19 protein-coding genes are annotated in these 24,911 nt (G+C 63.9%); 1 reads left to right on the top strand and 18 read right to left on the bottom strand.

All coding sequences use genetic code 11. The annotated features are described in order from the left end of the window. Positions 1-13 precede the first annotated feature (13 nt). The 18 genes from AB870_RS03895 to AB870_RS03815 all read right to left on the bottom strand — a co-directional run bounded on the left by AB870_RS03895 (position 14) and on the right by AB870_RS03815 (position 23,861). Positions 14-2,398 carry a 3-hydroxyacyl-CoA dehydrogenase/enoyl-CoA hydratase family protein gene (locus tag AB870_RS03895; protein WP_047908770.1) on the bottom strand — a complete coding sequence of 795 codons (2,385 nt, stop codon included), beginning with the start codon at positions 2,396-2,398 and terminating at the stop codon, positions 14-16. Positions 2,399-2,475: 77 nt separating this feature from the next. Beyond that, positions 2,476-4,263 (bottom strand): acyl-CoA dehydrogenase C-terminal domain-containing protein, encoded by a 1,788-nt coding sequence (locus AB870_RS03890; protein WP_047907019.1) that lies wholly within the window; start codon positions 4,261-4,263, stop codon positions 2,476-2,478. Positions 4,264-4,311: 48 nt separating this feature from the next. Further along, complete coding sequence (locus AB870_RS03885) at positions 4,312-4,905, bottom strand: TetR/AcrR family transcriptional regulator (RefSeq protein WP_047907018.1); 594 nt, start codon at positions 4,903-4,905, stop codon at positions 4,312-4,314. 186 nt (positions 4,906-5,091) lie between these two features. Then, positions 5,092-6,249, bottom strand: a complete 1,158-nt coding sequence (gene clsB / locus AB870_RS03880; protein WP_047907017.1) for a cardiolipin synthase ClsB — start codon at positions 6,247-6,249, stop codon at positions 5,092-5,094. Between the two features lie 29 nt (positions 6,250-6,278). Continuing rightward, the gene (gene nudB, locus AB870_RS03875) at positions 6,279-6,743 is read right to left on the bottom strand and encodes a dihydroneopterin triphosphate diphosphatase (protein ID WP_047907016.1); all 465 of its coding nucleotides are present in this window, start codon (positions 6,741-6,743) and stop codon (positions 6,279-6,281) included. A gap of 266 nt (positions 6,744-7,009) precedes the next feature. Beyond that, the gene (aspS, locus tag AB870_RS03870; RefSeq protein WP_047907015.1) at positions 7,010-8,812 is read right to left on the bottom strand and encodes an aspartate--tRNA ligase; all 1,803 of its coding nucleotides are present in this window, start codon (positions 8,810-8,812) and stop codon (positions 7,010-7,012) included. Positions 8,813-8,859: 47 nt separating this feature from the next. Further along, entirely contained in the window at positions 8,860-9,504 is a 645-nt protein-coding gene (locus AB870_RS03865; RefSeq protein WP_044454192.1) for a DUF502 domain-containing protein, read from the bottom strand. A 162-nt stretch (positions 9,505-9,666) separates the two neighbouring features. Further along, positions 9,667-10,017, bottom strand: a complete 351-nt coding sequence (locus AB870_RS25470; RefSeq protein WP_084663300.1) for an FmdB family zinc ribbon protein — start codon at positions 10,015-10,017, stop codon at positions 9,667-9,669. 119 nt (positions 10,018-10,136) lie between these two features. Then, a complete protein-coding gene (locus AB870_RS03860; RefSeq protein WP_047907014.1) occupies positions 10,137-11,582 on the bottom strand; it encodes a high affinity choline transporter 1 in 1,446 nt (481 codons plus the stop codon). A gap of 382 nt (positions 11,583-11,964) precedes the next feature. Next, the gene (locus tag AB870_RS03855) at positions 11,965-12,597 is read right to left on the bottom strand and encodes a methyltransferase domain-containing protein (protein ID WP_047908769.1); all 633 of its coding nucleotides are present in this window, start codon (positions 12,595-12,597) and stop codon (positions 11,965-11,967) included. 102 nt (positions 12,598-12,699) lie between these two features. Then, the gene (gene ubiB / locus AB870_RS03850) at positions 12,700-14,259 is read right to left on the bottom strand and encodes a ubiquinone biosynthesis regulatory protein kinase UbiB (RefSeq protein ID WP_047907013.1); all 1,560 of its coding nucleotides are present in this window, start codon (positions 14,257-14,259) and stop codon (positions 12,700-12,702) included. A gap of 3 nt (positions 14,260-14,262) precedes the next feature. Continuing rightward, complete coding sequence (locus tag AB870_RS03845; protein ID WP_047907012.1) at positions 14,263-14,886, bottom strand: ubiquinone biosynthesis accessory factor UbiJ; 624 nt, start codon at positions 14,884-14,886, stop codon at positions 14,263-14,265. Between the two features lie 145 nt (positions 14,887-15,031). Next, complete coding sequence (locus AB870_RS03840) at positions 15,032-16,015, bottom strand: Tim44 domain-containing protein (RefSeq protein ID WP_047907011.1); 984 nt, start codon at positions 16,013-16,015, stop codon at positions 15,032-15,034. Between the two features lie 219 nt (positions 16,016-16,234). Then, entirely contained in the window at positions 16,235-16,969 is a 735-nt protein-coding gene (gene ubiE / locus AB870_RS03835; protein WP_047907010.1) for a bifunctional demethylmenaquinone methyltransferase/2-methoxy-6-polyprenyl-1,4-benzoquinol methylase UbiE, read from the bottom strand. Positions 16,970-17,037: 68 nt separating this feature from the next. After that, positions 17,038-17,451: a gamma-butyrobetaine hydroxylase family protein gene (locus AB870_RS03830; RefSeq protein ID WP_047908768.1), complete on the bottom strand. Its 414-nt coding sequence runs from the start codon at positions 17,449-17,451 to the stop codon at positions 17,038-17,040. Between the two features lie 154 nt (positions 17,452-17,605). Beyond that, entirely contained in the window at positions 17,606-18,043 is a 438-nt protein-coding gene (locus AB870_RS03825) for an HIT family protein (protein ID WP_047907009.1), read from the bottom strand. Between the two features lie 62 nt (positions 18,044-18,105). Further along, the gene (locus tag AB870_RS03820) at positions 18,106-19,794 is read right to left on the bottom strand and encodes a Na+/H+ antiporter (RefSeq protein ID WP_047907008.1); all 1,689 of its coding nucleotides are present in this window, start codon (positions 19,792-19,794) and stop codon (positions 18,106-18,108) included. A 71-nt stretch (positions 19,795-19,865) separates the two neighbouring features. After that, positions 19,866-23,861, bottom strand: coding sequence for a DUF3683 domain-containing protein (locus tag AB870_RS03815; protein WP_047908767.1), 3,996 nt, complete (start codon positions 23,859-23,861; stop codon positions 19,866-19,868). A gap of 576 nt (positions 23,862-24,437) precedes the next feature. On the opposite strand from AB870_RS03815, the gene AB870_RS03810 reads away from it, so the two are divergent. Beyond that, positions 24,438-24,896 (top strand): (2Fe-2S)-binding protein, encoded by a 459-nt coding sequence (locus AB870_RS03810; protein ID WP_047907007.1) that lies wholly within the window; start codon positions 24,438-24,440, stop codon positions 24,894-24,896. Positions 24,897-24,911: the final 15 nt, after the last annotated feature.

The following is a 24,911-nucleotide window of genomic DNA, read 5'->3' as shown; positions in this document are numbered from 1 at the left end:
GTCTCCGATCGGCTTAGTTGCGCACCGGCTTGCCGGTTTGCAGCATGCCCATGATGCGTTCCTGGGTCTTCGACGTGCCCAGCAGTTCGATGAAGGCGCGGCGCTCGAGCGCCAGCAGCCACTCTTCGTTCACAAGGCTGCCCGCCTCCACGTCACCGCCGCACACGGCTTCGGCGATGCGCGAGGCGATCAGGAAATCGTGGGCCGAGATGAAGTTGCCGTCGCGCATGTTCACAAGCGAAGCCTTGATGGTCGACACGCCAGAGCGGCCCGCGACCGGAATGCCCGCGGGTTTGAGCGGCGGACGGTAACCGGCCAGCGACAGCGCACGCGCTTCGTTACGGGCGACCGACAGCAACTCGTGCACGTTGTAGACGATGGTGTCCGACGCCTTGAGGTAGCCCATGTCGCGGGCGTCGAGCGCCGAGCCGGAAACCTTCGCCATCGCGGCGTTGGTGAACGACTTCGTCACGAACTGGAGGTACTGCACGCTGCCGGCGGCGGTGGCCGCTTCGGCGGCGCGAATCGCCGCTTCCTTCAGGCCGCCGCCGCCCGGCACGAGGCCGACGCCGACTTCCACGAGACCGATGTAGCTCTCGAGCGCCGCCACCCGCTTGGCGCTATGCAACAGCAGTTCGCAGCCGCCGCCCAGCGCAATGCCGGACACTGCGGACACGACCGGCACCTGCGCATACTTCACGCGCATCATGCCGTCCTGGAACTTCTTGATGAACGGCTCGATCCCCTTGGCGCCGCCCATCATGAACGCGGGCATGGCCGCCTCCAGATCGGCACCGGCCGAGAACGGGCCGCCCGGGGCGCCGAGCTTGAGCGACGTCGGCTGCCACACGACCACGCCGCGATACTGCTGTTCGGCCAGGTCGATGGCGCGGGTCAGGCCGTCGATGACGTCCGGCCCGATGGTATTCATCTTCGTCTTGAACGACACGATCAGCACGTCGTCCTGCCCCGGGGTCTCGTCGACCCACAAACGCACGGCATCGTTCTCTTCGATGGTCTTGCCGAACTTGCGCGGATCGGCGCTGGCGTCGCCCACGAGCGAGGCCGGGAACACCTGACGCTGATACACGGCCAGCGTGCTGCGCGGCACGAACGCGTCCGTGGCCGGGTTGTACGAGCCTTGCGCCGTATGAACGCCACCGGCCTCCGCGACCTTACCGCTCGTGACCCACTTGGGCAGCGGCACACCCGACAATGCCTTGCCGGCGTCGATGTCTTCCTGCACCCACTGCGCGATGTCCTTCCAGCCGGCAGCCTGCCAGTCTTCGAACGGCCCGGTCGTCCAGCCGAAGCCCCAACGGATCGCGAAGTCGACTTCGCGGGCGTTGTCGGCGATCTGCTCCAGATAGACACCGATGTAATGGAAGACGTCGCGGAACACGGCCCACAGGAACTGCGCCTGCGGATTGGTCGATTCGCGCAGCAGGCGCAGACGCTCGGCGGGCGCCTTCTTCAGAATACGCACGACCATTTCGTCGGCCTTCCTGCCCGATTCGACGTACTCGCCCGAGTTCGGATCGAGCACCTTGATGACCTTGCCTTCCTTCTTGTAGAAGCCCGCCCCCGTCTTCTGACCCAGCGCGCCCTTCTCCACCAGCGCCTTGAGAACGGGCGGCGTGGCATACGTCGCGGCGAACGGATCGTCCTTCAGGCCGTCCTGCATCGTCTTGATGACGTGCGCCATCGTGTCCAGACCGACCACGTCGGCCGTGCGGAACGTGGCCGACTTCGCGCGGCCGAGCTTGCTACCTGTCAGGTCGTCGACGACGTCAAACGGAATGCCGTACTTCTGCGCCTCGGCGAACACCGCCAGAATCGAGAAGACGCCCACCCGGTTGGCGATGAAATTCGGCGTGTCCTTCGCACGCACGACACCCTTGCCGAGCGTGGACGTGAGGAACATTTCGAGTTGATCGAGAATGGCCGGTTCGGTCGCCGCGGTCGGGATCAGCTCGACCAGATGCATGTAACGCGGCGGATTGAAGAAGTGCACCCCGCAAAAGCGCGACTTCAGATCGGCATCGAAGCCTTCCGAGAGTTCGGTAATCGACAGCCCCGAGGTGTTCGACGCGAAAATCGCATGCTTGGCCAGATGCGGCGAGACCTTCTTGTACAGGTCGTGTTTCCAGTCCATGCGCTCCGCGATCGCTTCGATCACCATGTCGCAGCCGGAGAGTTTCTCGAGGTCGTCCTCGTAATTCGCAGCCTCGATGAATTGTGCGTCTGCCTTGTCGGCGAACGGCGCGGGGCTCAGCTTCTTCAGGCTGTCGATGGCGCGCGTGACAATGCCGTTCTTCGGGCCTTCCTTGGCCGGCAGATCGAACAGCACGACGGGCACTTTCGCATTGACGAGATGCGCCGCGATCTGCGCGCCCATCACGCCGGCGCCGAGCACGGCGACCTTGCGTACGACCAGGGGTTTGTTGGTTTGGCTCACAATGATCTCCTCCGCTCTCAGAACAGGTCGACGTCGACTTCCATCAGCGTCTTCGCACCGGCACGCGCCATACGGATTTGCGACGCGGTCTCCGGCAGCAGCTTCGCGAAGTAGAAGCGCGCCGTGGCGAGCTTCGACGCGTAGAACCTGTCGCCGCTGTCTTGCTTGTCGAGCGCGATACGTGCCATGCGCGCCCAGAAGTAGGCGAACACGAGATGGCCGACCACGCGCTGATACGGCACGCACGCCGCACCGACTTCGTCCGGATTGGCCATCGCCTTCATGCCGATTTCCATCGTCAGCTTCTGGACCTTGTCACCGATGTCCGCGAGCGGGTTGATGAACTCCTGCATCTCTTCCTTCGTGCCTTCGGCTTCGACGAAGTCCTGCACCAGTTTGCCGAACTTCTTGAGCTTGGCCCCCATGTCACCGAGCACCTTGCGCCCGAGCAGGTCGAGCGCCTGAATCGAGTTCGTGCCTTCGTAGATCATATTGATGCGCGCGTCGCGCACGTACTGCTCCATGCCCCATTCGGAGATGAAACCGTGCCCGCCATAGATCTGCAAGGCGTGATTCGTGCATTCGAAGGCGTTGTCCGTCAGGAAAGCCTTGATGATCGGCGTGAGCAGCGCGACGAGATCGGCGGCCTCCTTACGCTCGGCTTCGTCGCCATGCGACAGTTCCTTGTCGATGTGCAGCGCAGTCCAGTACGAGAATGCGCGACCGCCTTCCACGTAGGCTTTTTGCGTGAGCAACATGCGACGCACGTCCGGGTGCACGATGATCGGATCGGCCGGCTTGTCAGGTGCCTTCGGGCCGGTGAGCGAGCGCATCTGGATACGCTCCTTCGCGTACACCAGCGAGTTCTGGTAAGCCACTTCCGTCAGGCCCATGCCCTGCATGCCAACGCCCTGACGCGCGGCGTTCATCATCACGAACATGGCGTTCAGGCCCTTGTTCGGTTCACCGACGAGCCAGCCCTTCGCGCCATCGAGATTCATCACGCAGGTTGCATTGCCGTGAATGCCCATCTTGTGCTCGATCGAGCCGCACTTGATACCGTTGCGCTCGCCGGGCGCGCCGTTGGCGTCCGGGAGGAACTTCGGCACGACGAACAGCGAGATGCCCTTGGTTCCCGGCGGCGCATCCGGCAGGCGCGCCAGCACGAGGTGAACGATGTTGGCGGCCATGTCATGCTCGCCCGCGGAAATGAATATCTTGGTGCCGGACAGGGCGTACGAGCCGTCGCCGTTGGGTTCGGCTTTCGTGCGAAGCATGCCGAGGTCGGTGCCGCAATGCGGCTCGGTCAGGCACATCGTGCCCGTCCATTCGCCCGAGACGATTTTCGGCAGATACGTGGCTTGTTGTTCGGGGGTGCCATGCGCATGCAGACACTCGTAGGCGCCGTGCGACAGCCCGGGGTACATCGTCCATGCCTGATTGGCCGAGTTCAGCATTTCGTACAGGGCGTTGTTCACGACCTGCGGCAGGCCCTGGCCGCCGAATTCCGGATCGCAGGCCAGCGAGGGCCAGCCGGCTTCGACGTATTGCCGGTAAGCTTCCTTGAAGCCCGTGGGCGTGGTGACGACGCCGTCGCCTTCGTATTTGCAGCCTTCGCGGTCGCCCACCTGGTTCAGCGGGAACACCACTTCGCTACAGAACTTGCCGGCTTCTTCGAGCACCTGATTGATGGTGTCGGCATCGATGTCCGCGTGCTTCGGCATCGCCTTCAATTCGTTTTCCACGCCCAGCAGTTCGTGCATGACGAATTGCATGTCGCGCAGCGGCGCGTTGTACTGTCCCATGACCTACTCCTCCGAACAAATCGAATCGAATCGCGGGCGGCTCGTGCCTCACCCGCGCTGATAAGACGAAATCAGTTTTTCCAGTGCCACCCGGGTCATGTCGACGGCGCCGGGCTCCCGAAGGAAACGCGCGTCGTGATGCAGGCCGAGTGTCAGGCTGTACATTTCGAAGAGCATCAGACGCGGATCGGTGTCCGCACGCAAATGCCCCTCCTCCTTCGCTTGCGTGATCGCGCGCAGCAGGGCGGAGCGCCACAACCGCACACTCTTGACCAAGGCTTCGCGCACCGGACTGGCCGCGCGGTCGTCGTACTCGACGGCACCGCTGATGTAGATGCAGCCCGTCGTGACTTCGCGAATACGCTTGTCCATCCAGCGATCCACCAGCGCTCTGAGTCGCGGCAGGCCGCGCGGCGCTTCCATGCTCGGAGCAAACACTTCTTCCTCGAACCGCCGGTGGTATTCCCTCAGCACTTCGATCTGCAAATCCTCACGCGAGCCGAAGTGCGCGAAGACGCCGCTTTTGCTCATTTGCATACGATCGGCCAGCAAGCCGATCGTCAGCCCCTCGAGCCCGTCGCGTCCCGCCAGTTCCAGCGCGGCGTTCAGGATCGCGGCACGTGTCTGTTCACCCTTTCGCATATGTTCCGCATCGCTTTGGTTATCCGTTCTTCGATGCTAACCAAAAAATCGAACGGCCGTCCTATTATTGAGAAACGTCCATGGGGTAACAAGGAATTTATTAGACCGGAATACCTAATCGGTATTGGGGGGAGGCGAGGGTTTACGGGCGTGCGGACGTGCGGCCAGCCGTCGGCCGAACGCCGCTCAGTCGTAGGTACCGCGCGTGAGGACCTTCATCACGAGACGATACAGGCGGTAAGCGGCCCACTGCCGGAAGCGCCGCCACCGCGAGCGTTCGCCGTACCGGGCGGGGTCGATCCGGCGCGCTTGCGCAAAGGCGGCCCGGATGTGATCGCGCAACTGGATGACGACGGGGTCATCGAGTACGACCACATTCGCTTCGTGGTTCAGAAAAAGGGACAAGGCATCGAGATTCGACGAACCGACGGTTGCCCAGACATCGTCGACGACAGCCACCTTGCCGTGCAGTTGCCGCATGTCGTACTCGCCGATGCGCACCCCGGCGTCGAGCAGTTTGGCGTACAACCACGGCACGGCCGTATCGAGCAGGCGGAATTCCTTGCGACCGATGAGCAGATGCACCGCGACCCCGCGCCGGGCCGCCTGCGTGAGCGCGCGTCGCAGCCGCCGTCCGGGCACGAAATATGGATTGGCGAGCCAGACCTCGTGCCGCGCCCGTCCAAGCGCCATCAGATACGCCTTTTCGACCGCACGACGGTTATGGAGATTGTCCCGCGCGACGAACGCCGCCTGCCCGGCATAAGGCGCGTGCAACCGCGCGCGCTGGCCGCGCCTCCGGTGGCGAAACGGCGTGCCCAGATACCCAGGCGCGAGGCGCAGCCACTGAATGTGAAATGCCATCACGATCTCGGCGACGACAGGCCCCCGGCATTGCACCGCGAAGTCCCAGCGGGGATCGTCCATGCGCAGGCCGCCGCCACCGTTGTAGTCGTCGATGATGTTGATCCCGCCGACAAATGCCACCTCATGATCGACGACGGCAATCTTGCGATGCGTGCGCGAGAAACCGAACTTGCCGAACAGATGCGGGTTGTAGACGCGATGCATTACGCCGCTCCCGTGCCATGCCTCGATGTACGGCAAACGCCGGCTCGTCCCTACGCCGTCCGTGATGACCCGCACCTTGACGCCGCGCTCGGCCGCGCGCCGCAGCGCTGCCGACACGTTCTCTCCCGCCTCGTCCGCCTCGAAGATGTACGTCTCGAGCGCCACGTCGTGAGTGGCGTTGTCGATGGCGTCGACGAGCGCGGTGAAGTAGTTTTCACCGAGATAGAGCAGCGCCAGCTGGTTATCGTGCGAGAACGGCAGGTACTTGCTCATCGACGCTGATTTGGAGCCCTGATGAATGGCTAACGAACGCGCTGAGGTAATTGCCGGATGGCGTCGCCGTTCGACGGAGAGAAACAACGTGCGGCGGCCTCCTCCCACGGTAGCCAGATGTGATTGACATGCTCGCGCGGCGACAGGGTCACGACCGTGTTCCCGGGCACGCACAGACCGAACCAATGCTCCGTGTTGCGCGTCACGCCGGGGGCGTAGCGATGCGCCCATCGCTCATAGATGGTGTATTCAATCCGATGGTGCCAGTCGGTGAGCGCCGACTCGGGCACCGGCGTGCCGTTCGCGACGCGGATACCCGTCTCTTCGAAGACTTCGCGCATGGCCGTCTCGGCCAGCGGTTCGTCGAGCCGGTCCTTGCTGCCGGTCACGGATTGCCAGAAATTCCCGGCGTCGGCGCGCTCGATGAGCAACACGTCGAGCGCCGGCGTGTAGATCACGACGAGCACGGATTCGGGAATCTTGAAGGGCTTCATGCGAAGAGCGGACTCATGACGGCGATAGCTTCGACAGCGGCGATGATGCATTGTATAGGGCACACGCGGCGTTGCGGAGTCTCGACGCCCGACGTTGCGTCCGGCATCGACCCGCGACATGATTGCCCGTCGGCACACGGCCCCTCAAAAAACGAACCCCCTCGCCTGACGGCTGAGGGGGTTTCGGATCCAACCCTATCGACCATGCCGACCATGCCGACCAGACCGACGAACCCCGTCGATCCAGCCGGCCGCGCCGGAGCGTCTTACGCCTTCGGCGCTTCGGTCTGACGCAGACGGATGTGCAGATCGCGCAGCTGACGCTCATCCACCGCCGACGGCGCCTGCGTGAGCAGATCCTGCGCACGTTGCGTCTTCGGGAAGGCGATCACGTCGCGAATCGAATCGGCGCCGGCCATCATCGTGATGACGCGGTCCAGACCGAACGCGATACCGCCATGCGGGGGCGCGCCGTATTGCAGCGCGTCGAGCAGGAAGCCGAACTTCGCACGGGCTTCTTCCTCACCCAGCTTGAGTGCACGGAACACCTTGCTCTGCACTTCTTCCTGGAAGATACGGACCGAACCGCCGCCGATTTCCCAACCGTTGAGCACCATGTCGTAGGCCTTCGCCAGGCACTTGCCCGGGTCGGTCTCGAGGTAGTCGATGTGCTCGTCCTTCGGGCTCGTGAACGGATGGTGGCAGGCCACCCAGCGGGCGTCTTCCTCGTCGTATTCGAACATCGGAAAGTCGACGACCCACAGCGGACGCCAGCCGGCTTCGAACAGACCGTGGGCCTTGCCGAATTCCGAGTGACCGATCTTCAGACGCAGCGCGCCGATCCCGTCGTTGACGACCTTGGCCTTGTCCGCGCCGAAGAAGATGATGTCGCCGTCCTGCGCACCGGTACGCTCGAGAATCGAGGCGATGGCGGCATCGTGCAGGTTCTTGACGATCGGGCTTTGCAGACCGTCGCGGCCTTTGGCCACTTCATTGACCTTGATCCAGGCCAGCCCCTTCGCGCCGTAGATCTTCACGAAGTCGGTGTAGGCGTCGATTTCGCTGCGCGAGATCTCTGCACCGCCCGGCACGCGCAGTGCGACCACACGGCCGCCCTCGGTCGTTGCCGGCACCGAGAACACCTTGAAGTCCACATCGGCCATCACGTCGGTCAGCTCGGTGAATTCGAGCTTCACGCGCAGGTCCGGCTTGTCCGAGCCGAAACGACGCATCGCTTCGGCGTATTCCATCACCGGCACCTTCGCGTCGAGCTCGACGCCGATGGCTTCCTTGAACACGTGACGCACCATGTTTTCGAACAGGTCGCGAATTTCCTGCTCCGAGAGGAACGAGGTTTCGCAGTCGATCTGCGTGAATTCGGGCTGACGGTCGGCACGCAGGTCTTCGTCGCGGAAGCACTTGGTGATCTGGTAGTAACGATCGAAGCCGGCGACCATCAGCAACTGCTTGAACAACTGCGGCGACTGCGGCAGCGCAAAGAACATGCCGGCATTCACACGCGACGGCACCAGATAGTCGCGCGCGCCTTCCGGGGTGCTCTTCGTGAGCATCGGCGTTTCGATGTCGATGAAGCCTTGCGCGTCGAGATACTTGCGCACTTCCATCGCGACCTTGTAACGCAGGCGCAGGTTGTATTGCATCTGCGGACGACGCAGATCCAGCACGCGATGCGTGAGGCGCGTGGTTTCCGACAGGTTTTCGTCGTCGAGCTGGAACGGGGGCGTGACCGACGGGTTGAGCACCTGGAGCTCGTGGCACAGCACTTCGATCTTGCCGCTCGTCAGGTTTGCGTTCTCGGTGCCGGCCGGACGGCTGCGCACGAGGCCCGTGATCTGCACGCAGAACTCGTTGCGCAGGCCTTCGGCGGCCTTGAACATCTCCGCACGGTCCGGATCGCACACGACCTGCACCAGACCCTCGCGATCGCGCAGGTCGATGAAGATGACCCCGCCGTGATCACGGCGGCGATTGACCCAGCCACAAAGCTTGACCGTCTGGCCCAGTTGTTGCTCGGTCACCAGACCGCAGTAGGAGGTACGCATGGACATTTTGCTGTTCCGATTTTCAAAAAATGGCGTCGACAGATTCCGGTGGCTCACAGGAGCGGGCCGGGACGTTGCTGGCGCGGGTTGTGGGCGGGCGCCACCACGCCCATCGATACGATGTACTTCAGTGCGGCATCGACCGTCATGTCGAGTTCGATGACGTCGCTCGCCTTCATCATCAGGAAGAAACCTGAGGTCGGGTTCGGCGTCGTCGGGACATAGACGCTCACGTACTCGCCCTGCAAGTGATTGACCACATCGCCGCCCGGCGCGCCGGTCAGGAAGGCGATGGTCCAGGATTCTCCATGCGGATAACGCACCAGCAACGCCTTGCGAAACGCGTTGCCGCTGCTCGAGAGCAAGGTGTCGGAGACCTGCTTGACGCTGCCGTACAAGGGTCCAACAATGGGAATGCGCGTCAGAATGGCTTCCCACCAGCCGACCAGCTTCTGGCCAATGAAATTATGCGCCAGAAGGCCGACCACGAACACGAACGCGAGCGTGACCACGACCCCGAAGCCCGGCACGCGCATGCCGAGCAGGCGCGACGGCTGCCACTCGTCGGGCAGCAGCAGCAAGGTCTGATCCATCGTGCCGATGATCAGGCCCAGCACCCAAAGCGTGATCGCGAGGGGCACCAGCACCAGCAGGCCGGTGAGGAAAATCGTCTTCAACGCGGGTTTTTTGACGCTCATGGCAGGGACTCGCGAATGTGGGCGGCTACTGGGGTCAGCGGGGCGAAACGTGAAAGCGGTACTCAATACTACCGGCGACTGTCGACGTGTCGGGCGGTGCGCGCAACACGCCGGATCCTGCAATTCGGTTCCGTGCAGCGTTCGCGCCGCGGCGCGAACCGCTCAATGGCAGGCGCAGCCGCCACCGCAACCGGCTGCCGGGGCGCTCGACGATTCCCCCGAAGCCGACGCGGCCGGGGAAGACGAAGCGCCATCACCTGAGGCGGCTGCGGCCGCCTCAGGTGCCGACGATGCCGCAGGGCCGGAAGCCGTTGCGCTGGCACCGCCCGACCCGCCCCGGAAATCGGTCACATACCATCCCGAGCCCTTGAGCTGGAACCCGGCCGCAGTGACCTGCTTGCGAAACGTGTCCTTGCCGCATTCAGGGCACTGGGAGAGCGGATCATCGCTCATTTTTTGCAGCACATCCTTCGCGAAACCGCATGTTTCGCAACGATAGGCATAGATAGGCATGATTCTTTCAGACGAAAAAAGGCGCGCAAAGCCTTGAATTATAACCGCTTCACAAGGCTTTCGGGATTTGTCCGGTGGTATATGGGGCCGCGCTCGCGCAAGATCAAGGCCGGGGTGCGTCAGATCGTGGAGACCTGTTGCTCCGGCGGCTGGCCGCGCTCAGCGGCCGGTTGCAGCAGCGAGCCGACGACCATCCCCGCAATCGACGCCAGCAGACCGGCAAGTTGCGGCGGCACCAGCGCCTCGGGCGCCATGGCTTCGCAGACGATCCACACGATCAAGCCGAAAAACACGGCGAGCGTGCCGCCCAGCGAGCTCGAACGCTTCCAGTACAAGCCGAAGGTCAGCGGCACGAAGCAGCAAACCAGCGTGACCTTGTAAGCGCTCTCGACCATCTGGAAGATCGACGCCTTCGAGTTCAGCGCATAGACGAGCACCAGCGCCGTGAAGCAGAGCACGACGATACGCATCAGACGCAGCAGGTGCTTGTCGTCGATGCGGCCTTTGAGCGTCGGACGAATGATGTTCTCCGCAAACGTCACCGACGGGGCGAGCAACGTCGCCGATGCGCAGCTCTTGATGGCGGAGAGCAGCGCGCCGAAGAACATCACCTGCGCGACGATCGGCACGCTGGTGAGCACCAACTGCGGCAGGATCTGTTGCGGGTCGGTGCCGATGTACTTCTGCACCATCGACGGCGCGATCAGCAGCGCCGAGTATGCGAGGAAGATCGGAATGAACGTGAAGAAGAAGTACAGCACGCCGCCCGTCACGGAGCCGGAGACGGCGATGTTTTCGGATTTCGACGACATCACGCGCTGGAACACGTCCTGCTGCGGAATCGATCCGAACATCATCGTCACGCCCGCCGCTATGAAGGCCAGAACGTCCGCCGGGTTCATCTCGGGCAGGAACACGAACTTGCCGGCTTCGGCCGCATGCGCGATCACGGCTTGCGCTCCGCCCGGCACCATGCCTGACACGACCACCGCGATATACACCAGTCCCACGACGATGATGATCATCTGAATGAAGTCGGTCACCGCGACCGAAATCATGCCACCGAGCAGCGTGTAGGCGAGCACCGAGACCGCGCCGATGATCATGCCCGTGGGCTCCGACATCGCGCCGCCGGACACCGTATGAAACACCAGCCCCAGCGCCTTGATCTGCGCCCCGACCCAGCCGAGGTACGAGATCACGATGGCGATCGACGTCACCACTTCGACCGTGCGGTTGTATTTGAGCCTGTAGAAGTCGCCGATCGTCATGAGGTTCATGCGATACAGCTTGCGGGCGAAGAACATGCCCACGAGGACGAGACACATCGACGAGCCGAACGGGTCGGCAACCACGCCGCGCAGGCCTTCGCCGATGAAAGTGGCCGGAATGCCGAGCACAGCCTCCGAGCCGAACCATGTGGCGAACACCACCGCCACGACCATGCCGTAGGGCAGACGGCGGCCAGCAACGGTGAAATCCTTGGTATTGCGGACCTTGAGGGCGGCCACCAGCCCGATGGCCACCGAAATGACCCAATACAGAATGACAAACCAGATCAGCATAACGCGGCCCCAGCCAAGCCCCAGGGCGGTGGTCTCGGGCCGGAATCGTCGGTGGCGGACGTGATTCGGCCGCATGAAGCCGCCGCGCAAGCCAACGAAACCTAGCCTTGGGCCGCAGCCTTCCGGGCAACAGAAAATCACAGGTCGTGCATGACGGGGCTGATGCGATTCAGCGCTCGGGGGCGCCCGTTCTTGCCACCTGGCGAAAAAATTTTGGGCCGATTATAGCGGCGTGGGAGGCGCGCGGGGGAAAAATCACAATTCCCCCGAGGATTCGTGGCAAATATCGGGAAATACCCGGTGACTGCACGGACGTTAGGCGCAATTGGCGTCAGTCCCCGCATGTCGCGTGCTCCGCCAAGGGGGGTCGAAACGGCCCGGATCAGCGTCGCCGCCAGACCATCCAGTGTTCCGCACCCGCAAAGACCGGCACCGAGTCGTCGACGAGACGGTCGTCTTCGCAGACGAAACCGGGCGTCAGCAGCGCGTCGAGCGCTTCGCGCGCGATACCGAACGGCGGCCCCTTGGGGGTTTCCTTGAGGAAGAAGTACCCGGCCAGACAGCCGCCCGACGGCAGCAGTTGCGCCATGCGGCCAGCGTAGTCCTGCCAGAGGTTGCGCGGCAGCGCGCAGAGAAACGCCCGCTCGTAAATCATGTCGAGCGCGAACGCGGGCGTATAGGTGAAGAAGTCGGCCTGTTCGACAAGTCCGGCGCGCGGCCCCAACTGCGCCTTGGCCGATTCGACGGCGACCGGCGAGAAGTCGATGGCCCGCACCGGCCAGCCTTGCGCGTCGAGCCATGCCGCTTCGTACGCAGCGCCGCAGCCCGGGATCAGCGTGGCGCGCGGCGCGCTGTCGGCAGCGACGAACTCGCGCAGCGCGCGCGGCACGCCGGCGGCATCCCAGGGCATGAACGCGTGCGCAAAGCGCTCGTCCCAGAACGCGGCTTGCGACGGATCGCGATGCGCGAACTGCGGCATCGCCGGCGTCGACGGTGCCGGCAAATCCCCCGTCATGCCCTCGTGGCCCCCGCTTGCCTCACGTCGCCCGTGCGGCGCATGCAACACGCGATGCTTGCGAATGTCTACCACCGCCGCTCCTTTGCAAATTTTGCCGTATCAGCCATACAGCCAGACGAAGGCCGTCAGCACGCCAATGGCGATGCCGCCCACCAGACAGAACGCCCCCGTCAGGAGACGGTTGGTGCGGCGCTGCTCCTGCAGCAATGCCAGCAGCAGCATGTCGTCCTGAGGGCGCGCATGCGCCGCCAGCGCCTGATGGATGAGACGCGGCAACTGCGGCATCGTCTTGCTCCACTGCGGCACCTCGGCCTTCAGACGCTCCAGCCAGCCGCGCGGCCCGATCTGCTCGGCCATCCAGCGCTCGAGAAACGGCTTGGCGGTCTTCCAAAGGTCCAGATCCGGATCGAGCTGACGGCCTAGCCCTTCGATGTTGAGCAGCGTCTTCTGCAACAGCACGAGTTGCGGCTGAATCTCGACGTTGAAGCGGCGCGACGTCTGGAACAGGCGCATTAGCACCAGCCCCAGCGAAATCTCCTTGAGCGGCCGGTCGAAGTACGGCTCGCATACCGCGCGAATCGCGCCCTCCAGTTCCTCCACGCGCGTATCGGGCGGCACCCAGCCCGACTCCAGATGCAGCGACGCCACCCGGTGATAGTCGCGACGGAAGAACGCAAGGAAGTTCTGCGCAAGGTAATTCTTGTCGAATTCGGACAACGCCCCCACGATGCCGCAATCGAGCGCAATATAGCGGCCGAACGTTGCGGGCTCGAGGCTGACGAGAATGTTGCCCGGATGCATGTCGGCGTGGAAGAAACCGTCGCGCAGGAACTGCGTGAAGAAAATCTCGACACCTTCGCGCGCGAGCTTCTTCAGATCGACCCCCGCTTCGCGAAGCACGTCGATCTGGCTGATCGGCACGCCGCGCATGCGCTCCATCACGAGCACCGAACTGGAGCTGAACTCCCAATAGATCTCCGGCACCATCAACATGCCGGAATCGATGAAGTTACGGCGAAGCTGCGCCGCGTTGGCGGCCTCGCGCATCAGGTCCAGTTCGTCGTGCAGATACTTGTCGAACTCCGCGACGACTTCCCGCGGCTTCAGTCGTTTGCCATCCGGCCACAGGCGCTCCACCCAGCCCGCCAGATCGCGCATGAGCGCGAGATCGCTGTCGATCACACCGAGCATGTTCGGGCGCAGCACCTTGACCGCAACCTCCTTGCCCGCATGTTCGCCATTGCGCACCCGCGCGAAATGCACCTGGGCGATCGACGCGCTGGCCACCGGAATGCGCTCGAATTCCACGAAAACGTCGTCGAGCGGGCGCCCCAGCGAGCGCTCGATGCTCGCGTGTGCCACCTGCGGATCGAACGGCGGCACCTGGTCCTGCAAGCGCGCGAGTTCCTGAGCGATGTCCGGCGGCATCAGATCGCGGCGCGTCGACAACACCTGCCCGAACTTCACGAAAATCGGCCCCAGCGATTCGAGCGCCAGACGCAGGCGCTCGCCGCGCGGCGCCTTCAGGCCGCTGCGCCCGAACGTGAGCACGCGCAGCAGTACGCGCGTGAAAGGATGGGGAATGCTCGAGAGCACCAGCTCGTCGAGACCGTACCGGTAGCAGACGAAGAAAATCTTGATGAGACGCAGAAGACGCATCGGTCAACGGCCTCCGTTGGTGCGGGATACCGCCGTCGCGGAACCCGCCTGACGCTCGAGCTTCTCGAGGCGCTTTTCCAGCCGTGCGAGGTCGTCGCGCAGCGTGCCGATATCGGCGCGCATCGCATCGAGTCGCGGGCGCGCCACGAGCATCGGATTCTCTTGCACGAGGTAGTCGGTCAGCGTGCGCGCGAGCGTGCCGCCCGTGCGGCGTGCGCCGGCCACCGCAGCCTTGCCGGTCTCGGTGACACGATGGGCAGCGGCGTCGCCGATCACCTTGCTGAGATCTTCGGCCACTTCCCAGCGCAGATGCTGCGCCAGATACGACACCGTGTTGGCGAACTCGGCGTCGCCTTCGATCTTGACGTGACGCATCACCGCGGCTTGTCCGCCGCCCGCGAAGTCGGCCAGCGCCGCCGGCGGCACCGATATGCTGACGTCGCACGGGTAATCGGCCCCGGCAGCGGCCAGGTAGCCGTCCTCGCCCACGCGCAGGCGCAGGTCAATTGCCGCCATAGCCAGCCGGGCGGACGCACCGATGTGATGGCGCAGGCGGTCGCGCGCCCACGGTTCGCGGGCAAGCAGATGGTTCACGGTGGCGGCAAAGGCTTTGGCGGCTACGGTCATGAGCTAGGCGGCCGGCCGGCGCAGAACACCGGTCGCACCGAAAGACGCCGCCCGGCAACAACCTTCGGACGGCAAAAACAAAAGAGCCCGCGCTTCAAACGCGGGCTCTCATTGTAAGGCAGGTTACGGCAAAAACGTCGCCAGCTTAGTTGAGCTGCTGAATCCCGGCGAGCACCCAGCCGCCGTTACCGGTCACCGGCTTGGTCAGGTTCCACACTTCGTTGAACGGCTCGGCGGCGCCGCCTTCCGTTTCACGGATCAGGCCCGAGAAGCGAACGCTTGCCATGTACTCGCTGGCCGACTGCTCGATACCGAGGAGTTCGGCGTCAAGTTGCACGACATCGGTACGGTTGGCCGACTTGCCGCGCTCTTCGAGGTCCATCTTGATTTCCGCGAACATCTGCGGCGTGGTGAACTCGTTGATGTCGGCCTGATCGCCCTTGTCCCACGCGGCTTGCAGGCGGTTGAAGTACACCTTCGCGCTGCGCAGGAAGCCTTCCGTGTCGAAGCCGGCCGGCACGCCGAACGATTCGGTGGCGGCACCGGCTGCGGCGCCCGCGGCAAGCGGCAGCGCCGACGCGCCCGGCTGAGCCGGCTGGACCGGCTGCGACTGACCCGCCTGTGCGCTATCCCACGACTGACGCAACGAATTCGACGCGTCGCCGCCCGCCCCGGCATACGCCGGCGTTTGCGACTGCGACTTATTGCCACGGAAACGGCGAATGAGCCACATCACGGCGAAAGCGATCAGCGCGATGACGATGACGTTGGCCATCATGCTCGCGAACGCACCGCCCATGCCGAAGTGCGACAGCAGGGCTGCAATACCCAGACCGGCAGCCAGACCGGCGATCGGTCCAAGCCAGCGGTTGGCCGGTTTGGCGGCTGCGGCCGCGCCGGCGGCACCGGCGCCTGCGGCAGCCGGCGCTGCCTGAGCCGGGGCGGCGCCCGGGGCGGCTTGTGCCGGCTGTTGCGGTGTTGCCTGACGTTGCGTCACGGTGTTGGACTGCTTGCCGATGCTCCGGCCGCCGCCAACGCGCTTGGCGTCAGCGTCCGCGATCGTCATGCCGACCGCCATTACGCCGGCCACAACGCCCAACAACAGCTTGTTTTTCAGGAACTGGAACATCGTTCTGGTCTCTCCGTGGAGTGTTAGGTTGCTGTCTACTGACAGACGTCAACCCAAATGGTTCAGCCGTTTTTTACGTACTGAAACCAGATAAGGCGATGGCGATTCTGCCACAGCAAAATTAGCTTGTACTTAGGGCATCGGACAAACGCCCCGACGCGGAAATACCGCGATCCGGGGCGTCAGGGGCGACTTGCGCGAAACGTAGTGAGCGCGTACTCAGAATTTCCGGCCGATGTGCAGGGCCACCACACCGGCAGTCATGTTGTGATACTCGACCCGTTCGAGGCCGGCGTCTTCCATCATCGACTTGAGCGTTTCCTGGTCCGGATGCATGCGGATGGACTCCGCCAGATAGCGATAGCTGTCGGCATCGCCCGCGATACGCGAACCGAGCCATGGCAACACCTTGAACGAATAGGCGTCGTATGCCTTTTCGAGCGGCTGCCAGACCTTCGAGAACTCCAGCACCATGACCTTGCCGCCCGGCTTGATCACGCGACGCATCTCCGCGAGGGCCGCATCCTTGTGCGTCATGTTGCGCAGACCGAACGCCACGCTCACCACGTCGAAATAGTTGGACGGGAACGGCAGCTTCTCGGCGTCGCAAAGCAGCGACGGCGTGAGGATCCCGTCGTCGAGCAGGCGGTCGCGCCCCACGCGCAGCATCGATTCGTTGATGTCGGTGTGCCACACTTCGCCGGTCGGGCCCGCCGCACGGGCGAACGCCTTCGAGAGATCGCCCGTGCCGCCGGCGATGTCAAGCACCTTGAAGCCGGGGCGCACGGCGGCGCGTCCGATCGTGAAGGCCTTCCAGATGCGGTGCAGGCCGCCCGACATCAGGTCGTTCATGATGTCGTACTTGCTCGCGACGGAATGGAACACCTCGGCAACCTTGCCGGCCTTCTCCTTCTCGTCGACGGTTTGATAACCGAAGTGGGTCTGATCACCCATTGCACATCTCCAAAATCAGGTAAGCGGGCGCACCCTCGGGCGCGCCGGGCGGGCGCCTCGCCGGGAGCTCAATGGTGGTGGCAGCCACCGGCAGCGGGCGACGGCATCGGCGTGTCGCGATCGACACCCGCTGCGGCGAGCTTGTCGAGGTATTCCTGCCACAGCGCGTCCTGGCGCACGCACAACTCATACAGGAAGTCCCACGAATAGATGCCGGTATCGTGACCGTCCGAGAAGACGGGGCGCACCGCGTAATTGCCTATCGGCTCCAGACCGTTGAGCGTGACGTCGCGCTTGCCGGTTTGCAGCGTCTCCTGCCCCGGCCCATGGCCTCGCACCTCCGCCGAAGGCGAGAGCACGCGCAGCAATTCGAACGGCAGGCGGTAGGTCTTGCCGTCTTCATAACCGAGTTCCAGCACCTTCGAAGTGCGATGCAACGTCAGGGAAACGGGAATCGGCGTGTCTTTCTCCAGCCCAGCCATGGTCTTGCTCCAGAAAATTCGCCGCGTGCCTGTCGGCGGCACATCTTGCGGCACATCGGCCGGCAGTATAGCCCCTCGGGCGCGAGCGGTCATGCCGGCGCCGCGCGCCACGGCCAGCGATTGAACATCGATCCGCGCCGGGCCTCCCCCACCGCTACGCCGGCCACCCCGGGATTCGTGCCAATTCTGCCACGATGGCCTCGCGCAACGCCGGCAGCCAGGCGGTACGCCCGGCAATCACGGCCTCCGGCAACTCGCGTTGCCGCGCGCTCCAGACCGAGCCGGGGAAGTGAATGTCGTCGCGATAACGCGGAATCACGTGCCAATGCACGTGCGGCACCATGTTGCCCAGGCTCGCCACATTGACCTTGTGCGGCGACATCACCGTGCGTTGCGCCGTCTCCACGGCAAACACCGCGCGCATCACATGCTCGCGCGCCGCTTGCGGCAGATCGCTCATCTCGGCCACGTGGGCGTGCCAGATTACGCGGGCAAAACCCGGATAACCGGCTTCGCTCGCCAGCACGACCCGCAGCACCGGATCACGCCACACGACCTCACCGCCGTCACCGGCGCAAAACGGACATTCCATGCTCGTTCTCCCCTCCATTGGCCTGTCGCATACCGCCCCCATCGTCCGGCGGACGGTTCGCGTCAGTGCTTCCTGCCCTTTCGGCGCTTGCCGGTGGCCGGATCGACCGGCCCCAGCGCCAGTTCCGCAAAATCGATTTCGCTGAGCAGTTCGCGCAGCGTTTCGTCGTTGATACGATGGGTGATGCGCAAGCGCGACAACTCCACGCGCTCCGCCTGCAAGGCCGCCGCGCGCAAACGGCGCTCGACCTCCACTTCGCGCACTGCCCGCTCGCGCATCTCGTCCGTGGCCGTCGACGCGTTGAGCGAGCGGCGATACCGTCCCATCACCCGGGCGGCGGCTTCCGCGCACACGGCAGTATCGAGTTCGTCGCCCGACCTGGCGATCACTTTCTGCAACGACTCGACGGCGCGAATCGCCGCCTCGGAGGCCGCCACCCGGGCCTCGTCCATCTCGCGGTTACGCGGATCTTCGACCGGCCAGCGCACGCCGCGCAGCAGCACGGGCAACCCCAGGCTGCCGCCGATCAGCGACAACAGGATCACGCCGGCAGCGAGGAAAATCAGCAGATCCCGCCCTGGGAACGGCGCACCGCCGGGCAGCGCCAGCGGCACGGAGAGCGCACCGGCCAGCGTAACCGCGCCGCGCACGCCGGAGAGCGCCGTCACGCCGGTGAACCGCATACCGGGCTTCATGGTGATTTCGCCGCGTCGCATGCCGAGGAAGTACATGACGCGCCAGGCCACCCACACCCAGCAAAAGCGCAGCACGATGAGCACCGCCGAAATCGCGCCCACGTAGAACATCAGCTCGCCCAGATTGACGAGGGTGCCCCACAGATGCTCGCTCGGACGCAACGCCGCGCGCACAATGTCCGGCAATTGCAGGCCGAGCAGCACGAATACCGCACCGTTGAAAACGAATTCCAGCATCGACCACACGCCGTTGCCGAGAATGCGCGTGGCCGTACGCGTATTGAGCAGATCCGTGGAACTGACCGTCATGCCCGCCGCCACCGCCGCGAGAATGCCGGAAAAGCCGAAATGCTCGGCGAGCAGATAGGCCGCGAACGGCATGAGCAGCAGGAGCAGCACAATGGTCGCGGGCTCTTCGGTCGAGGCGTCCATCACGCGGCGATGGAATTGCGTGAACAGCCACGTCACCGCCCACCCGGCAAGCAGGCCGCCCAGCGCAATCACGAAGAACGAGAACGTCGCATTGCCGATGGAGAAGAGCCCAGTCGTCGCGGCCACCAGCGCGAACTTGAATGCGACGAGGCCGGACGCATCGTTCATCATCGCCTCACCTTCGAGCACGTGCATGAGCCGCGTGGGCATGCGCATGCGTCCGGTGAGCGCGGACACGGCCACGGCGTCGGTCGGCGAGAGCACGCCGCCGAGCGCGAAGGCGACGGCCAGCGGAATCGACGGGATCATCCAGTGAATGAAGTAGCCCACCCCCAGCACCGTGAAGATCACGAGCCCCAGGGCCATCGCGATGATCGGCACCCGCAGGTGCCAGAACTCGCGTTTGGGCATGCGCCAGCCGTCGGCAAAGAGCAGTGGCGGAATGAACAGCAGGAAGAAGATCTCGGGGTCGAGATCGATGTGCAGCCCCGCGCCCGGATAAGCGAGCGCGGCGCCCACGGAGATCTGCACAAGCGGAACGGGCAGGAATCTGACGAAGCTGACCAGCACGCCGGTCAGCGCCACCACGAACAGCAGGATCAGCGCTGTGTACACTACCTCCATGTCACCTCCGTGGTCCGTCGGTCAGGCATCGGCCGCGTTCTCCGCCAGGCGCAGTTGGGGCAGCAGGTACATCAGACGAGCACGCGTTCGATACCGCCGTTGTTCGCATCCCTCACGTAGTCCACCAGCCACTGGTCGCCCAGCACGTGCCGGGCGATCTCGACGACGATGTAGTCGGCGGTGACATCCGTGTCGTCGTTATAGCGCGACAGACCCTGCAGGCACGACGGGCAGCTCGTCAGGATCTTGACGTCCTCCACCTTGCCGTGCGCGCGCAGTTTCGCCGCGCCCTTGCGCATCTCCTCTTCCTTGCGGAAACGGATCTGCGTCGAGATGTCCGGACGCGTGACCGCCAGCGTACCCGATTCGCCGCAGCAACGATCGTTCTTCTCGATCTTGTAGCCGTCGTGCTCGCTGCCCATCAACTGGTTCACGAGCTTGACCGGGTCCATCGTCTTGATCGGCGTGTGGCACGGATCGTGATACATATAGCGCGTGCCGCTCACCCCTTCGAGTTTCACGTTCTTTTCGAGCAGATATTCGTGGATGTCCACGATGCGGCAGCCTGGAAAGATCTTCTCGAATTCGTACCCGGCGAGCTGATCGTAACAAGTGCCGCACGACACCACGACCGTCTTGATGTCCAGGTAGTTCAGCGTGTTGGCCATGCGGTGGAACAACACGCGGTTGTCCGTCACGATCTTCTCGGCCTTCTCGCCCTGGCCCGACCCGCGTTGCGGATAGCCGCAGCACAGATAGCCCGGTGGCAGCACCGTCTGCACGCCCACGTGCCAGAGCATCGCCTGCGTGGCGAGACCGACCTGCGAGAACAGGCGCTCCGAGCCGCAGCCCGGGAAGTAGAACACCGCTTCCGAGTCCACCGTAGTGGCCTTCGGGTTGCGAATGATCGGCACCACCTTGTTGTCTTCGATGTCAAGCAGCGCACGCGCCGTCTTCTTCGGCAGATTGCCCGGCATCTTCTTGTTGACGAAGTGGATCACTTCCTCGCGCAGCGGCGGCTTGCCGACCGTTGCCGGCGGGTGCGCCGTCTGCTTCTTCGCGATCTTCCTGAAGACGTCGGCACCGAAGCGCTGGGCCTTGTAGCCCCAGTCGATCATCACCTTGCGGGTGATGTTGATCGTCTCCGGGTTGGTGGCGTTCAGGAAGAACATTCCGGCCGCGGCCCCCGGATTGAATTTCTTTTTGCCCATCTTGCGCAGCAGGTTGCGCATGTTCATCGTCACGTCGCCGAAGTCGATCTTCACCGGGCAGGGCGTGACACACTTGTGGCAGACCGTGCAGTGGTCGGCCACGTCGTTGAACTCGTCCCAGTGCTTGATCGAGACACCACGGCGCGTCTGCTCTTCGTAGAGGAAGGCCTCGATGAGCAGCGACGTCGCGAGAATCTTGTTGCGCGGGCTATACAGCAAATTCGCTCGCGGCACGTGCGTGGCGCACACCGGTTTGCACTTGCCGCAGCGCAGGCAGTCCTTCACGCTGTCCGCAATGGCGCCGATGTCCGACTGCTGCATGATGAGCGACTCGTACCCCATCAGCCCGAAGCTGGGCGTATAGGCGTTACGCAGGTCGGCCGGCAATTCGGGCAGATTGAGAAGCTTGCCCTTGTTGAAGCGTCCTTCCGGGTCCACGCGCAGCTTGTAGGCGCGGAACTCGCCGATTTCGGCGTCCGTCAGGAACTCCAGCTTGGTAATGCCGATACCGTGTTCGCCCGAGATCACGCCGTCGAGCGAGCGGGCGATGTCCATGATGCGGGCGACCGCCTTGTGCGCATCCTGGAGCATCTCGTAGTTGTCCGAGTTCACCGGGATATTCGTGTGCACGTTGCCGTCGCCCGCGTGCATGTGCAGGGCGACGAACACACGGCCGTGCAGCACGCGCTTGTGGATTGCCTGAGCTTCGTCGAGAATCGGCTTGAATTCGCCGCCCATGAAGATCTTGCGCAATTCCGCGCGAATCTCCAGCTTCCACGACACGCGCACCGTGCGGTCCTGAAGCAGATCGATGAGGCGCGTCTCGGGCTGCTTGTTCAGACGGTCGTTCAGCGCAACGTCGAGATCGCGAATGCCGTGACGGTTGAGCAGCGGAATCGCTTCGGCGAGCGGCATTTCGAAGTGATCGCGCAGGAACTCCCAGCGCGCGCGGACCTCGCGCAACATCGTGAGCGCCGTCTGCACACGGTCTTCGAGCAGTTCGGCCGACGCAATCTCGTTCGCGTCGTCCGTCCTGCCGAGCGGCAGATTTCCCGACTCGAAGAACGTTTCGAGCGCGTCCACGAGTTGCAGTTTGTTCTTGAGCGACAGCTCGATGTTGATGCGCTCGATGTGATCCGTGTACTCGCCCATGCGATGCAGCGGAATCACCACGTCTTCGTTGATCTTGAAGGCGTTCGTGTGACGCGCAATCGCGGCCGTGCGCGAGCGGTCCAGCCAGAACTTCTTGCGCGCCTCGGCCGACACGGCGACGAAACCCTCGCCGCTCTTGCCGTTGGCCATGCGAATCACTTCCGAGGTGGCCTGCGCAACGGCATTGTCGTCGTCGCCGACGATGTCGCCGATCAGCACCATTTTCGGAAACGCGTTGCGCTTCGACTTCGTGGCATAGCCCACGGCGCGCAGATAGCGCTCGTCCAGATGCTCCAGACCGGCCAGAATCGCGCCGCCCGCGGCCGTCTGCGCGAACATGTAGTCCTTGATTTCGACGATGCTCGGAATCGCTTCCTTCGCCTGACCGAAGAACTCCAGACACACGGTGCGCGTGTGCGCGGGCATCTTGTGCAGAATCCAGCGCGCGCTGGTGATGAGACCGTCGCAGCCTTCTTTCTGGATGCCCGGCAGACCGGCGAGGAACTTGTCCGTGACGTCCTTGCCCAGACCTTCCTTGCGAAAACGCTTGCCTTCGATCTCCAGCAGTTCGGTCTTGAGCAGCGACGCGCCCGGCGCCTGATTGCCGTCGTACCACTTCAGTTCGAAGCGGGCCACCGGAATGTCGTGAATCTTGCCAAGGTTGTGATCGAGACGCGTGACTTCGAGCCAGTTGCCCCGCGGATCGACCATGCGCCACCAGGCGAGGTTATCCAGCGCCGTGCCCCACAACACCGCCTTCTTGCCGCCGGCGTTCATGGCCACGTTGCCGCCGATGCACGACGCGTCGATCGACGTCGGATCCACGGCGAACACCAGCCCGGCGCGCTCGGCGGCTTCCGCCACGCGGCGCGTTACCACGCCGGCGCCCGAGAAAATCGTGGCGACCGGCTTGTCGACGCCCGGCAGCGGCACGAACTCGACCTCGTCGAGCTGTTCGAGCTTTTCCGTATTGATGACGGCCGAAAACGGCGTGAGCGGAATCGCGCCGCCCGTGTAGCCGGTGCCACCGCCGCGCGGGATCACCGTCAGACCAAGTTCGAAGCAGCCCTTCACCAGCGAGGCCATTTCCAGTTCGCTGTCCGGTGTGAGCACGACGAACGGGTATTCCACGCGCCAGTCGGTCGCGTCCGTCACGTGCGAGACACGCGACAGCCCATCGAACTTGATGTTGTCGCTGGCCGTCGTGCGACCGAGCACCTTCTTCGCGCGGCGGCGCAGTTCCGCCATCTTGTCGAACTCCGCGGCAAAATCCGCCACGGCGCGGCGCGCGGCCACTTCGAGTTGCTCGACGCGGGCCGCACGCTCGCGGCCATGCGCGTCGGCGTGCTGTGCGACGTCGGCACGCCGGCGCTTGTCGATTTCGTTCAGACGATGGTCGAGCGCGTCGATCAGCAGTTTGCGGCGCTTCGGGTTGTCCAGCAGGTCGTCTTGCAGATAAGGATTGCGGCGGACCACCCAGATGTCGCCAAGCACTTCGTACAGCATGCGTGCCGAGCGGCCGGTGCGGCGTTCGGCGCGCAGTTCGTCGAGGATGGCCCACGCATCTGCGCCAAGCAGGCGCATGACGATTTCGCGATCCGAAAACGATGTGTAGTTGTAGGGTATTTCGCGCAGGCGCGGCGGGTGGGCGGCTACGGCATGTTTTGCGTCGTGCGGCTCGAAGGCAGGCAAGGGTGCGTTCATCTTGTCGGGCTCGTCAGTGCGGCGGTGCATCCGCCGTCGGCGTTCGTCTCGCGGGACGCGCCGAAAGTCAAAATCGGGTATGCGCTGGAGATGCCGGCCGCTGGCGCGTGAGACGCGCGCGGGCAGGCAACGGACGATCTGCGATCAACGAGATCGACGACTGCCGTGCAAGGAAGTCGACGACGAATCGTGTCCGGTCATCGAGCAGAAGCACAGAGGGGTGAGGCCGTTGTTGCGCATGCCCAGATCTTTCTTCCGGCTTGGGAAAGTGTTGGTAGGGGAATGTAGGCCGAATTGTACTTCATTGCACCGCAACACGTTGGTGCCGCACCGAAATCGCCGCTCAGACGCGCAAATCCGCTCTGCCCGGGCATCGCGCGCGCCTCATCGCCGCGTTGACAACACCTTCACGACCTGCCGCCCTCCCGCCCCGCCTCGTCACTTTCACATCACAAGTTGGAGCGCTATATCCGTTTAGATACAACGACTTGCGACGCACTTCTGAACTGAAATTTCCGTGGAATGGGAGTATGTTTAGCCGTCCCCCGCCCCATCCACCCATCAAGAGGTGCACTTATGGCTTCGTTCCAACTGAACGGCAAACCGGTGAAGGTCGACGTCGATCCCGCCACGCCACTGCTCTGGACCCTGCGCGACGCGCTCGACATGACGGGCACGAAATTCGGTTGCGGCATGGCGCTGTGCGGCGCCTGCACCGTGCACTTGGACGGCGCCCCCATCCGCAGTTGCGTGACCCCTGTATCCGCCGTCGAGGGCAAGAAGATCACCACCATCGAAAACGTGGGCGCCGATCCGGTCGGACGCGCCGTGCAGGACGCATGGGTCAAGCACGACGTGCCCCAGTGCGGTTACTGCCAGAGCGGCCAGATCATGTCCGCCACCGCCCTGCTGCGCGAGAACAAGACGCCCAACGACGAACAGATCGACGCGGCCATGGCCGGCAACATCTGCCGTTGCGGCACGTATGCCCGCATTCGCGCGGCCATCAAAGACGCTGCGTCGTCGCTTGCCTGAGACGAGGAGACACCG

The organism is Pandoraea faecigallinarum (genome assembly GCF_001029105.3).
GTDB classification, from domain to species: Bacteria; Pseudomonadota; Gammaproteobacteria; order Burkholderiales; family Burkholderiaceae; genus Pandoraea; species Pandoraea faecigallinarum.
The sequence above is the reverse complement of the archived record's forward strand: the minus strand, read 5'-3'. Positions and strand labels throughout refer to the sequence as shown.